Consider the following 12,751-nt stretch of genomic DNA (forward strand, 5'->3'; position numbering starts at 1 on the left):
ATACTGCAATCGGCGTCTGGCCATATCACCGAGTGCCAGCCGAAAAGCTAGCGCGGCGCGTTTGTCGGATCGACTGCGGAAATCTGCAGCCCTGCCTCATCCAGCGCCTGGGCAATCTGCTTCGCCAGCAGCTTGGCCTCTTCGGTCCCGATCTGCGTGTCGGGATGTCCCTTGAAGAACGCGCAAATGGTCGTGGCGATGATGGTATTCACCTGGTGCAAATCATCCATTTGATGCACGCCAAGTTGCGAACGGATTCACCCGGAAGAGGTGGCGCATCGCGAACGCACAAGAAGAACGGTCAACGCAAGCCAAAGAACGACAGAATGGCCGCGATCACGACGACTAATCCTATGAGGTAAATCAGGCCGTTCATCGGAGTTCTCCTTTTCGATCGGGTAACTGAATCTATCCGGGGGACGTGAGTCCACCCTTGAGTCCATCCTTGGCGCTGCTCTGCTCCACGAGCTCGAGCTTTTCGAGCTGAACTTCCTTCTCGATGGCCGTCAGAGAGTTGCCGATCCTTTCGACGATCCTGACCAGATCGGCATCGGAGATCTTGAGGCGCTTTCGAACGGACTTGACCTGCCTTGCGTTCGCAAGATCAAGCGTCGTGCGAATGACCCGTGGCGGCCTTGAGCACAGCATGAGCAGGTCTCCTATCTAGAGTAAGAGCGATGATGTCCGTTTTGTTCCGATTCTTCCCGAACAGCGCGGGCACCGAATGATGGAATAAGCGAAACGGCGACGAGAGCGTCACGATCGACAGCAGGATGTGTGTCGGGGCGGAGAACTTCGACCGCGTCGGAAGCCCGTGCACACAAGCAGAAGTTGATCTAGGCGGCTCCGCCCCTCGATCCGTTGGCATTTGCGGGCCGATGCGTCGCAGCGCCGGTCGTCTCAACCTCGCGGCGCGCTCGCCGCGCCTCGAACGGTTTCGAAGTTGGCGGGCTGCAGCGCGGCTCGTCTCTCCGCGATGGCGTTGCTCAACAGGCCGAGCACCAGACCGAATGCTGCGAGCTCCTCTTCCTCGATAGCGCCGTCGTCGTAGCATTCGAGCGTTTCAGCTATGATGGCGTCGGCCTCGCGCTGCAGAGCCACAAGCTCCTGGTTCGATCCCGCAGTTCGCGCACTGGACACCATGGCCAGGATTCTCTTGCGGTGGTCGTTGGTTTCCTCTCTTTCGTCGCGATTCAAATAGCGACGCAACCAGGCGGCGGCCGAGCCGATCCCGGAGAGAAGCAGCAACCCGAACCAGAAGAAATCGCCGTATCGGTCGAGGAAGGTACGTTCGTTGCCGTCGATGACAGCCGCCGCTCCCCGATGCACCGGCAGCTCCGTGTCCTTGTCGACATCAGGCTTGATAATATGCGCAGCACCCGGGACCTGTCTTGCAATCGCCTGGCGAACGGCAAAGAGCTGGCGGAAAAAGGCGGCGACTGTCGTTTCAGGCAGGGACTTTCTCGCGACGATGAGGTGGCTGACGCTGACCGTTTCAACCTTGTCACCCGGCCAGGCCGGATCCGCATTGAAGACGCTGGGCGGAATTTCCTCCGATTCATACCGCGGATGCTTCAGGGCGATCGCTTCCGATGTCTCGATGGCGAGAAACTTCGGCTCGCCGCGCAAGCGCGCCGTTGCAGCCACGGCATCGGACGTGATTTTGCTGTCGAGCGGCCCGACCGCCATGAATGCATCGATGGTAAGATCGCGTGCCAGCTCCTCGGTCTGGTCCGTGCCGAAATGTGTCACGACGACCTTGTCCGCCTCCACTCCGGAGGCGCTCAGGATGACGCGTAGCAATGCGGCGTTTACCGGGGTCCGGCCGATCACGCCGACGCGGCGCCCTGCGAGATCGGCGACCTCCTTGATTCTCGGCGAGGGCTTTCTTTTCGAGCTCTTGCCGGCAGGTCCAGACGGAGCCCACAGCACGACGAAGTTCTTGCGCACGACGGCGACGGTCTGTGCCTCGGCGGGCATGTCCAGATCGCCGCGGCCGACGGCAAGGTCGGCCTTGCCCGCCCCAAGCAGGGCGAGAGACTCCACCGCCCCGTCAGTTTTGACGGGAAGCAGCCTGACAGTTCGGCTTTCGCTCGCGAAGGTGTCGGCCATCGCCTGAATGACTTTGTAGTCATCGCTGCCGGACGGTCCAACGGCGATCCGGAGAATGTCCGGCCGCAACGCATAATAGAGCGCGCCGGCTGCGGCGGCAAAAATGAGAAATCCAACGGCGAGGACCAACAGTAAGGAATTGCTCCTTCTCCGCTCGCGGCGAGCCGCTTCACTGGTCGTTTTACTCGTACTCTCCGACGAAGACATGGCCGCCGCCAACCGCAGATCGTGGTTCTCCCTGCTCCGCAGGATACCACGTTTTCCCGGGAACAATCTCTGGCGGCCGGCCCGGTCCGTACGCGCGAACGGTGACGAGGATCGCGATTTCGTTGGTTCGGCCCAGGGCGCCGCTTCAGTTCATGGCGTTGCCTTCAAGTTTTCATGCTTTTGCGGCTCCCGCAGCAGCGTGCGGGTTGAAAAGCTGGCGGCCCCGGAACTTCCCGAGCCGGCACCACTTTGAATTCAGCAAACGGAAGAATTCGCCATGGCCTCCGAAACGGAACTTAAATTCCGCGTTGCGCCGCGAAAATTGTCGTCCGTGTTGCGGACGGGCGGTTTGAGTGGGCGGCGCGGCGACCAGTCCGAGCAGTCGCTCGTGTCGACCTACTTCGATACGACCAAGCACAAGCTCAGGCGCCATGGCCTGACGCTGCGCGTCCGCAAGATCGAGGGGCGCTACGTGCAGACCGTGAAAGCCGGCGGCACCGGTGGCGTGAAGCGGGACGAATGGGAGCACGAGGTTTCCGGTGCACGTCCCGACCTGAACAAGACAGGACACACGCCGCTCCGGGATCTTGCGACGCGAAAGCTTCCTCACAAGCTGAAGCCGGTCTTCCAGACCGACATTCATCGCCTGGCGCAGGCGCGACGCGTCCGGAAGAGCCAGATCGAACTAGCGGTCGACCGTGGCCGCATCAGCGCCGGCCACCGGTCGCGGCCCGTCGCCGAGTTGGAGCTGGAACTGAAGGCCGGGCATGTCGCGGACCTGTTCCGCCTTGCCCGCGATCTCGAACGCAAAACCGGGGCGGAGCTCGATCTGCGTTCGAAATCCGAGCGCGGCTACCTGCTCGTTGCGGGCAGTGGCGGCGGCGCACAACACGCCGAGCCGATCGCACTGGAGGACGGACTCTCACCGCGCGAGGCGTTCCGCGTCATCGCGCATTCGACGTTACGTCAGGTCACCGCGAATGCCGATCCGGTACGTGAGATGGACGCCGAAGGGGTTCATCAGATGCGGGTCGGCCTGCGGCGTCTGCGTGCGGCCATCTCGCTGTTCGCTGATATCCTTCCGCGGGCGAGCACCGCGCGGATCAAGGCCGAGCTGAAATGGCTCACGAGCGAGCTGGCGCCGGCGCGTGAAATCGACGTATTCCTGAACGAGAGCATCCGGCCGATCACCGAACGGGACGTGCCGCGACGCGGCGCCCGCGCGATCCGCAAGAGGTTCTCCCGGCAACGGGTGGCGGCATTCGAGCGGGCACGCGATGCGGTCATGTCGGCGCCTTACCGCCGCCTGCTGATCGACGTGATCGAGTGGATCGGAGGCGGACGGCCTCACGGCGATGATGACCGTTCGATCGCCACTTACGCCGCGGAGTTGCTCGACCGGCGCATCAGGAAGGCGCGAAAGGAGGGCAAGCGCCTGCACGATCTGGATCCGATGCGGCGCCACAAGCTGCGGATAAAGATCAAGAAGATCCGCTACGCCGTCGATTTCTTCGAAAGCCTCTACGCTGATCGCGACCGCAAGGAGCTTGCAGCCCTGTCCGACCGCCTGAAGCAGATTCAATCCGCGCTCGGATCGCTGAACGACTTCATGGCGCACCGCGAGCTGGCAACGGAGGCGGCGCTGACGGCGCCACCTGCGCACCGCCGCGCCCAGGCTTTCGCATCGGGCGTCGTCGTCGGCCAGGAACGCGAGGCCGCTGACGGCCTGATGAAGGACGCAACGAAGGAGCTGAGCAGGTTGCGCCGGCTGCGCGCGATGCCGAGTGCGCGAGCGTAGGAGGGCCGGCATTGCAACTTGGGTCGGCAACTGGCGAATCAGTTCGGCTCCATCTTGCCCATCACTGACGATGCGAACCGTCGGCCAAAGGGGCCCGCGAACGGCGACGATCAGCAACGTCGTGCTCGCGCGGGCCCTGAGGTAGCCAACGACGAACCGCCGGCTGCCTGTATCTCGTCTTTCCGCGCGCTGATCCCGAGACGCCACAATCCGGAATGAGGGGGTCGCGCTGCCGCCATTGGCGCCCGCCTCGTCATCATGTACGCCCATCCAAACCTTCCGGGACGGGACGCCCATGGCCACCACCGACGACGCGGGCACCGCCACCCGCACGCTGATCTTTGCACTGCTCGCGCTCGCCTGCGGCCATATGCTCTCGACCTTGTTGCGCACTATTCCCGCCGTCAGCCTCGACCTCATGGCCGCGGATTTCCACATCGAGCCGCAAGCCCTCGCCAGCCTCACCTCGATCTATCCTTTCGCCTTTGCCGCAGCGCAGATCCCGGTCGGGGCGGCGATGGACCGGTTTGGCGTGCGGCCGGTGTCGCTGAGCCTGCTCGCGGGGACCGTATTCGGCGCGGTGGCGTCGGGCTTTGCCACGGGGGCTGCGAGCTTTGCGGTCGGGCAGTTCATGCTGGGCGTTGCCACGTCCGGCATGCTGATGTGCCCGATGACGCTGGCGGCCAAGCAATTGTCGGCGGGCCGCTTCGGGCTGTGGTCGGGCGCGATCCTCTCGATCGGCAATGTCGGCATGCTGCTGTCGTCGAGCCCGCTCGCCTTCGTGGTTGACGCTTACGGCTGGCGCGCCGGGTTCTGGATGTCCGCGGCTGGCGGCGTTGCAGTCGCGCTCGCCGTGTTCGCGCTGGTGCCGCAGCAGCCGGCCGAGCACAAGGACGATTCCTCGCCGTTGTCGCAGATGATCGAGGTGCTCAGGCTCGGCCTCTCACGTCCCTTACGCGGCCTGATTGCGCTCGCGCTGGTGTCGCTGGCAACCTCGCTGGTGCTGCGCGGCCTGTGGGGCGGACCGTGGCTGATGGACGTCAAGGGCTTGTCGCGGGTCGAGGCCGGCAATCAGCTCGGCGCGTTCACCCTGGCGATGATCGCAGGGCCCCTGTGCATCGGCATGATCGATCGCAGGCTCGGCCGCCGCCGCGCTCTGGTGGCAGGCTCGCATATGGCCGGGGCGCTGTTGCTGGCGCTGATGGCGCTCGGGGCGCCGCATTACCCCGTGTCCGTTTTGTTCGGCGTGCCCGTGATGCCGCCGCAATACGACCTCGTTCTGTTTGTGCTGATCGGCCTTGCGACCTCCGCCCAGCCGCTGCTGTTCGGGATGTCGCGGCAGCTGGTCGACGCGCAGACTACGGGCAAGGCGCTGGCGGCCGTGAACCTCGCCTTCTTCCTCGGCGCGGCGCTGGTGCAGTCGGTGACCGGCGCGGTGGCGGCGCTCGCGGGATTGCCGGCGGTGCTGCTGTTCATGGCAGCGATGCTGGCAATCGGCGTGCTGGTCTTCCTGGCCTATACGCTGCCGCTACGCGGGACGGGCTGAGCGGTTCGCTCAACCCCATCCTTCCACGCTCTCAGAGCGCCCCCGTGGCCGAGCTCAGTACCTGGCGACGACCGGCCCGCCGAAGCGGTAATTGACCCTGAGGGTCGCTTGCTCGACGGTCAGCCGCGAGCTTGACGTCCCCGTCGCAAAAACGCCGCCGAACCCATCGGGAACGGTGAAGGCGACGCTGCGGCGACCGAAGTCGGTGTAGCGATATTCGCCGGCCAGGCTCCAGTTCGGGGTGAATGCCCACTCGATGCCTCCGCCGACGGTCCAGCCCCAGCGCGTTGTCGAGCCGTTCGCTGCCGTGAACGTTCCCGCCGGAATGCCGATACCCGGGCCGTTGACAACGGTGGTCCTGGAACCGCCGATCTCCGCAACGGCGGCGCCGCCGGTGACGTAGAACAGCGCCCGGTCCACCGTGACGCCGGCGCGGCCGCGGAAGGTGGCCATCCAGTCGATATGACCGAAATCGACCGTCACCGTCTGCGTCACCGGCGGCGCAAATGTCGGGGCGCCGAAGGTACGCGAAGCGCTGCCGCTGCTGCCGCTCAAGCCGGTGCCGACCGCGTCGGCCTCCACACCGAGCACGAACTGCTGGACCTGCCAATTGTATCCGATCTGGCCGCCGCCGATGACACCGCTGTGGCGGCCGTCACCGGGAATGGTGCCCCTCTGTTCGGGAACAATCGTCAGCACGGGTGCGACCGGGGGCGGGACGCCGAAAGCGGGAAACAGCGGTCCAAAATTGCTGTCACCGCTGCCGGGAGTCCAGGCGCCGCCGACATTGGCGCCGACATAGAAGCCGGTCCAGCTGAAGATCTGCGCGGCGACCGGCGCGGGTCTCGCCTTGACCGCCATATCCGCGGCATTTGCCGCCACGACACCGAACAATAAGGCACTACCCGCAATGGCCGCGATCCGCATCGTCGTCCCCAGCATTTCGGCAAGTATCGGCGTGCCGCGGCGCCAAGAAACACCTTAAGTTAGAAGCGAATCGCAGCCGACGCTGTCACCGGACAGCAACATCCGGACACATTGTGTTCGCGCGACGCGACGCCGCCTGCGGGACCATGCGCGCATGGCAACGCAGCTCCGTCCTTCATGCGTCGAGGCCGCCTTGCACAACGGCGTGCTGCAAGGGATGCTGACAAGCATCGCGCATCAAGGGAATGAACTCATGCCTGTCGACACCAAAGCCGCCACCGACCGCCTCATGCGCTTCCTCGCCGTCGAGGGCGTGACCGGACAGGAGGCGGCGATCGGGCGAGAGCTCATGGCCGCGCTGAAGGACAGCGGCGTGGCGGCGAAGGCGATCCGGCTCGACGATGCCAACACCCGCATTCCCGTGCCGACCGAGACCGGCAACCTGATCGTCGACCTGCCCGGCCGCGGCGCGCTGCACAACCAGCCGCGCATCATGTTCATGACCCACATGGACACCGTGCCGCTGTGTGCCGGGGCCAAGCCGAAGAAATCGGGCCGCAAGATCGTCAACTCCGCCAAGACCGCGCTCGGCGGCGACAATCGCTGCGGCTGTGGCGTGCTGGTGACGCTGGCGGCCGAGCTCGAGAAGCACAAGCTCGACCATCCGCCGATCACGCTGTTGTTCTGCGTGCGCGAGGAGAGCGGGCTCTACGGCGCGCGCCACGTCAAGCTGGACGAGCTCGGCTCGCCCGTGATGGCCTTCAACTATGACGGCGGCTCGGCCTCCAACGTCGTGATCGGCGCGGTCGGCGCCGATCGCTGGACCGTCGAGATCATGGGGCGCGCCTCGCATGCCGGCGTCGCGCCGGAGCGCGGCATCTCCTCGACCATGATCATGGCGCTCGCGCTCGCCGAGGTGAAGGCCGGCGGCTGGTTCGGCAAGGTGGTGAAGGGCAAGCGGCAAGGCACCAGCAATGTCGGTCCCGTCACCGGCGGCGAGGGCCGCCCCGCGGGCGATGCCACCAATGTCGTCACCGACTACGTGCATGTCCGCGGCGAAAGCCGCAGCCATGACGGAAAGTTCTTCAAGGAGATCACCAAAGCCTACAAGGCCGCGTTCGAAAAGGCGGCCAAGAAAGTGACGAATGCGCAGGGCAAATCCGGCAAGGTCAAGTTCAAGGCCGAAACCGACTATTATCCGTTCCGCATGAAGGACAGCCAGCCCATCATCAAGCGCGCGGTCGAGGCCGTCTCCGCGGTCGGCGGCACTCCGAACGTCCGCACCGCCAATGGCGGCCTCGATGCCAACTGGATGGTCCGCCACGGCATTCCGACCGTGACCTTCGGCGCCGGCCAGAACGAGGCGCACACGATCGACGAATGGATCAATCTCGACGAATACGACCGCGCCTGCGCGCTGGCCGTGCAGCTCGCGACGATGCGGTGAGGCGGGCTTGTAGGGTGGGTTAGCCGAAGGCGTAACCCACCACTGTTCGTCTCCGTGGAAGCAGAAGAGGTGGGTTACGCCAGCGGACTGCGCTTCGCGCAGCCACCAGCTAACCCACCCTACGAAACAAAAACAAACAGGGAGGCCACATGCCGCACATCGCAAATATCGAGACCGGGCTCTACCGGATCCCCCTCCCCGTCACGCTCTCCGACTCCACGCATGGCGAGATCGCGGCGTTCGAGCTGATCACCTGCCGCATCCGTGATGCCGACGGCGCCGAGGGCGTCGGCTACACCTACACGGTCGGGCGCAATGGCGGCGCTGTCGCCGACATCCTCAAGCGCGAGATCCCGGCGCTGATCGAAGGACGCGAGGCCGATGATACCGAGGCGATCTGGCATCACGTCTGGTGGGCGCTGCATTATGGCGGCCGTGGCGGGCCGGTGGTGCTGGCGCTCTCCGCGCTCGACATCGCGCTGTGGGATTTGAAGGCGCGGCGCGCCAAGCTGCCGCTGTACCAATTGCTCGGCGGATTCGATGCGCGCGTCCCGTGCTATGCCGGCGGCATCGACCTCGATCTCTCCGTGGAGGCGCTGCTCGCGCAGACCGACGGCAATCTCGCCAAGGGCTTTCGCGCCATCAAGATGAAGGTCGGCCGGCCCGATCTCAAATCCGACGTCGCGAAGGTCTCCGCGATGCGACAGCACCTCGGCGACAGTTTTCCGCTGATGGTGGACGCCAACATGAAATGGACGGTCGAAGAGGCGATCCGCGCCGCGCGCGCCTTCGTTCCCTACGACCTCACCTGGCTCGAGGAGCCGATCATCCCCGACGACGTCGCCGGCCACGCGCGCATCATGCAGGCCGGTGGCGTTCCGATCGCGGCCGGCGAGAATTTGCGCTCGCTGTGGGAGTTCAAGAGCTACATCGCCAGTGGCGCGGTGTCCTATCCCGAACCCGACGTCACCAATTGCGGCGGCGTTTCCGCCTTCATGAAGATCGCGCGGCTGGCGGAAGCGTTCAACCTGCCCGTCACCAGCCACGGCGCGCACGACATTACCGTGCACTTGCTCGCGGCCTGCCCGAACCGATCCTATCTGGAGGCGCACGGCTTCGGGCTCGACAAATATATCGAGCACCCGCTGGTGCTGCAGGAGGGCAAGGCGCTGGCTCCGGACCGGCCCGGGCACGGCATCAGCTTCGACTGGTCGGGGCTGGCGAAGCTGCCCGCATAAATGCCGCGCGCGGGCTGCACGCAAGGCATTCCAACGCACTTGATGCAGGCCACGGTTAATCCGCTATGGTGGCGGCAACCAACACTTTGCGAAAGATCCCCTGCCTTGACACCCGAGCTGCACCAGAAACTGACCGCGTGGCGCCGGCACCTTCACGCGCACCCGGAGCTGTCGCTCCAGGAGAAGGAGACCGCAGCCTTCGTGCAGGACAAGCTCACCGAGCTCGGGATTCCCTTCGAGGCGGGCATCGGCGGCCACGGCATCGTCGCGACCTTGAGGCGCGGGCACGCGCGCAGCCGCGTCGGCCTGCGCGCCGACATGGATGCACTGCCGATCACCGAAGATACCGGGCTTGCCTACGCCTCCAGGACATCAGGCGTGATGCATGCCTGCGGCCATGACGGACACACCGCTTCGCTGCTCGGCGCCGCTGCGCTGCTCGCCGCTGATACCAGTTGGAGCGGCACGGTCGATTTCATCTTCCAGCCGGCCGAAGAAGGCTTTGGCGGCTCGCGCGCGATGGTCACGGCCGGGCTGTTCGACCGCTTTCCGATGGAACGCGTATTCGGCTTTCACAATTGGCCGGGCCTTGCCGCCGGCACCATCGCCGTGCATGACGGCGTCGTCATGGCCTCCGGCGGACGTATCACCATCACCATCGAGGGCCATGCCGGCCACGCCGGCATGCCGCATCTGACGCGCGATCCGGTGATGGCGGCGGGCCATCTGATCGTGGCGCTGCAATCGATCGCCTCGCGCGGCGTCGATCCGCTCGACACCGCCGTGCTGTCACTCTGCACCATCGAAGGCGGCACCGCGCCGAACCAGATCGCCGGACGCGTGACCATCCGCGGCACGCTGCGGTACCACCGCGAGGTGGTCAAGCACGTCATCCTCGACGGCATCGAACGGACCTGCGCCGGCATCGCCACGAGCTTTGGCGTCAAGGTGACGCCCGAGATCGTGATGGGCGTCGGCGTCGTGGTCAACACGCCTGATGAGACCGCCCTGGCGCGCATCGCCGCCGAGAAGGTGCAGGCCGAGGTGCGGCGCGACCTCGCGCCCAGCATGGCCGGCGAGGATTTTGCCCACTATCTCCAGCAGCGGCCGGGCGCCTTCGTCTGGATCGGCAACGGTGAATTGCGCGACGGCGCCGAGCTGCACGGCCCGCGCTACGATTTCAACGACGCGATCCTGCCGGTGGCGTCGAGCTGGATGGCGGAAGTCGCCAAGGCGGCGCTGGCGTCGAACTAGCTCATGAGATCTCGCGCGGCAGCTTCCAATCCGACCGCGGTGCGAACGTCTCCTCGACGGGCGCCACGTGATATCCGGCAGGGAGCAGCCGGCCGCCCTCCTCGTCTGCGACCGGAACGTCGGTCACGAGGCCCTCGATCAAGGCGGCTTCCCACACCTCCTTCTCGGTCGGAAAGGGATCGCCGATCTGCTTGTTGCCTTCGAACAGCGCGTACATCGGTTCCGGTCCTCGCGTTGGCGGGTTCACCAGCAACGTATCGCCTGCCTGGACGTTCCTCTCCGGCAAAGGCAACGGAGGGCACGGAAACAATGGCGCGCGTTCTGATCGGAACTTCGGGCTGGCATTACGACTCCTGGCGCGGCCCGTTCTTCCCTGAAGGCGTGACGCTGAAGCAGCAGCTTAGCTACTACGCCGGACAGTTCGACACGACGGAGCTGAACGGCGTGTTCTACCGCACGCCGACGCCTGAAGCGGTGAAAGGCTGGCGCGAGCAGACCGGCCGCGATTTCGTCTTCGCCTGGAAGGCGTCGAAATTCATCACGCACTGGAAGCGCCTGTCGGAGCGCTCCGTCAACAGCCTCGAACTGCTGGAGGACCGCATCTCACGGCTTGGCGGCAAGGCCGGCCCGATCCTGTTCCAGCTGCCGCCGCAATTCCAGGCGGATGCGGACCGCCTCGCCTCCTTCTTCAAGCTGTTGTCACGGAAACGGCGTTACAGCTTCGAATTCCGGCATCCGAGCTGGTATCAGCCGCGCATCCTCAAAATGCTGGCGGACGAGAACATCTCGCTGTGCCTGTCCGACCATCACGATGCGCCCGCGCCCTGGAAGCGCACGGCGGATTTCGTCTATGTGCGCGGGCACGGGCCGGGCGGGCGCTATCACGGGCACTATACCGGGGCGGCGCTGGCGCAATGGGCGAAGCGCATCAAGTCGTGGAAGCGGCAGGGCTGCGACGTCTTTGTCTATTTCGACAACGACCAGAAGAGCGCGGCGCCCGCGGACGCCAAGGCGTTGAAGCAACTGCTCTAGATGACGCCGCGTTGCCGAAGCGCCGCGATCGCGGCCGCATCATAGCCGAGCTCGGCGAGAACCAGATCGGTGTGCTCACCCAGCGTCGGCGGGCGGCTCGTGATCTCGCCCGGCGTTTCCGACAGCCTGATAGCAGCACGCGTCACCGGGGCGGGCTTCGGCAGGCCGGGATAATCGATGTCCTGCATGAAGCCGGCGGCGCGGATGTGCGGATGATCCAGCGCCTGTTGCGGTGAGAGGACCGGCCCGGTCGGGATCATGGCCTGGCCCAGCGCATCGACGGCTTCCTGCGTGGTGCGCTCGGCGCACCAGCGCGCCATCCGCCCGCTGATGATGGCGCCGTTATTGCCGCGGCTGATGTCGTCGGCAAAGCGAGGATCGTTCAGCCACACCTCCTCCTCGCCCATCAGCCTCGCCCAGCGCTTGAACAGCGGATGCCCGGTGACCTGGCACAGCACCCAGCCGTCCCGGGTGCGGTAGATGTCGGCGGGCGCTGCGGTCTGGCCGAGATTGCCCGTCGGCACGCGATTGACGTTGATCACAGCCTGCTCGATCAGCGTCGCGTTGGTGAAGGACAGCGCGGTTGCGAGCAGCGCGCCCTCGACGATCTGCCCGCGCCCGGATTTGCCGCGCTCGATCAGCGCGGCGAGCGTGCCGAACGCGCAATGCAGCGCGGTGCCGAAATCGACCCAGTTCACCGCGGCGCGGTACGGCGGCTCGCCGGTGCCCGTCATGTAGACCGATCCCGACATCACCTGCCCGACGCCGTCGAAGCCGACGCGGTCGGACCAGGGGCCCGGCCCGCCGAACGCGGTTGCGGTCGTCAGGATGATGTCGGGCTTGATCGCCTTCAAGGACTCGTAGTCGAGCTTCATCGCGCGCAGGGTCTGCGGCGGCAGGTTGGCAACGACGACGTCCGCGGTCGCAACCACGCGGAGCATCACCTCCTGCCCTTCCGGCTTCATCGGATCGAGCGTGATGCACTTCTTGTTGCGGTTGACCTGGAGGAACAACGCGCCCTCGCCGCCTTCGCCGACCGGCGCGACGAACCGATCCTCGCTGCCCTCGCGCTTTTCCACGCGAATGACCTCGGCGCCGAATTCGGCCAGCAATGTCGCGCAATAGGGCCCTGCGATATAGCGCCCGAAATCGAGCACGCGCACGCCCTCCAGAACTCCCCCCATCGATCC

General features: G+C 65.5%; 12 protein-coding genes. 6 read left to right on the forward strand and 6 right to left on the reverse strand.

Annotation, left to right across the window (positions count from 1 at the left end; all coding sequences use genetic code 11):
• Positions 1-47 precede the first annotated feature (47 nt).
• From RAD10_RS10470 to RAD10_RS10480, 3 genes are all read right to left on the reverse strand, one after another.
• Complete coding sequence (locus RAD10_RS10470; RefSeq protein ID WP_091964622.1) at positions 48-230, reverse strand: hypothetical protein; 183 nt, start codon at positions 228-230, stop codon at positions 48-50.
• 178 nt (positions 231-408) lie between these two features.
• Entirely contained in the window at positions 409-648 is a 240-nt protein-coding gene (locus RAD10_RS10475) for a hypothetical protein (RefSeq protein ID WP_461617385.1), read from the reverse strand.
• 252 nt (positions 649-900) lie between these two features.
• Positions 901-2,319: a TAXI family TRAP transporter solute-binding subunit gene (locus RAD10_RS10480; protein ID WP_461617386.1), complete on the reverse strand. Its 1,419-nt coding sequence runs from the start codon at positions 2,317-2,319 to the stop codon at positions 901-903.
• 277 nt (positions 2,320-2,596) lie between these two features.
• Between RAD10_RS10480 and RAD10_RS10485 the strand changes: the two genes are divergently transcribed.
• Both RAD10_RS10485 and RAD10_RS10490 read left to right on the forward strand, forming a co-directional pair.
• On the forward strand, positions 2,597-4,117 hold the full coding sequence (locus RAD10_RS10485) for a CYTH and CHAD domain-containing protein (RefSeq protein ID WP_461617387.1): 1,521 nt from the start codon (positions 2,597-2,599) through the stop codon (positions 4,115-4,117).
• 295 nt (positions 4,118-4,412) lie between these two features.
• Entirely contained in the window at positions 4,413-5,663 is a 1,251-nt protein-coding gene (locus RAD10_RS10490) for an MFS transporter (protein WP_461617388.1), read from the forward strand.
• 54 nt (positions 5,664-5,717) lie between these two features.
• Here RAD10_RS10490 and RAD10_RS10495 read toward each other — a convergent pair whose 3' ends face one another.
• Positions 5,718-6,590: an outer membrane protein gene (locus RAD10_RS10495; protein WP_461617389.1), complete on the reverse strand. Its 873-nt coding sequence runs from the start codon at positions 6,588-6,590 to the stop codon at positions 5,718-5,720.
• 253 nt (positions 6,591-6,843) lie between these two features.
• Between RAD10_RS10495 and RAD10_RS10500 the strand changes: the two genes are divergently transcribed.
• From RAD10_RS10500 to RAD10_RS10510, 3 genes are all read left to right on the forward strand, one after another.
• Positions 6,844-8,037 (forward strand): M20/M25/M40 family metallo-hydrolase, encoded by a 1,194-nt coding sequence (locus RAD10_RS10500; protein WP_461617390.1) that lies wholly within the window; start codon positions 6,844-6,846, stop codon positions 8,035-8,037.
• A 149-nt stretch (positions 8,038-8,186) separates the two neighbouring features.
• Positions 8,187-9,275: a mandelate racemase/muconate lactonizing enzyme family protein gene (locus RAD10_RS10505; RefSeq protein ID WP_461617391.1), complete on the forward strand. Its 1,089-nt coding sequence runs from the start codon at positions 8,187-8,189 to the stop codon at positions 9,273-9,275.
• 105 nt (positions 9,276-9,380) lie between these two features.
• The gene (locus RAD10_RS10510) at positions 9,381-10,529 is read left to right on the forward strand and encodes an amidohydrolase (RefSeq protein WP_461617392.1); all 1,149 of its coding nucleotides are present in this window, start codon (positions 9,381-9,383) and stop codon (positions 10,527-10,529) included.
• 1 nt (position 10,530) lies between these two features.
• Here RAD10_RS10510 and RAD10_RS10515 read toward each other — a convergent pair whose 3' ends face one another.
• Positions 10,531-10,746, reverse strand: coding sequence for a hypothetical protein (locus RAD10_RS10515; RefSeq protein ID WP_018322666.1), 216 nt, complete (start codon positions 10,744-10,746; stop codon positions 10,531-10,533).
• A 92-nt stretch (positions 10,747-10,838) separates the two neighbouring features.
• On the opposite strand from RAD10_RS10515, the gene RAD10_RS10520 reads away from it, so the two are divergent.
• Entirely contained in the window at positions 10,839-11,561 is a 723-nt protein-coding gene (locus RAD10_RS10520) for a DUF72 domain-containing protein (RefSeq protein WP_461617393.1), read from the forward strand.
• Here RAD10_RS10520 and RAD10_RS10525 read toward each other — a convergent pair.
• Positions 11,558-12,745, reverse strand: coding sequence for a CaiB/BaiF CoA transferase family protein (locus RAD10_RS10525; protein ID WP_461617394.1), 1,188 nt, complete (start codon positions 12,743-12,745; stop codon positions 11,558-11,560). The genes RAD10_RS10520 and RAD10_RS10525 overlap by 4 nt on opposite strands.
• Between the last annotated feature and the right edge of the window lie 6 nt (positions 12,746-12,751).

This window comes from Bradyrhizobium sp. 23AC (assembly GCF_054863025.1).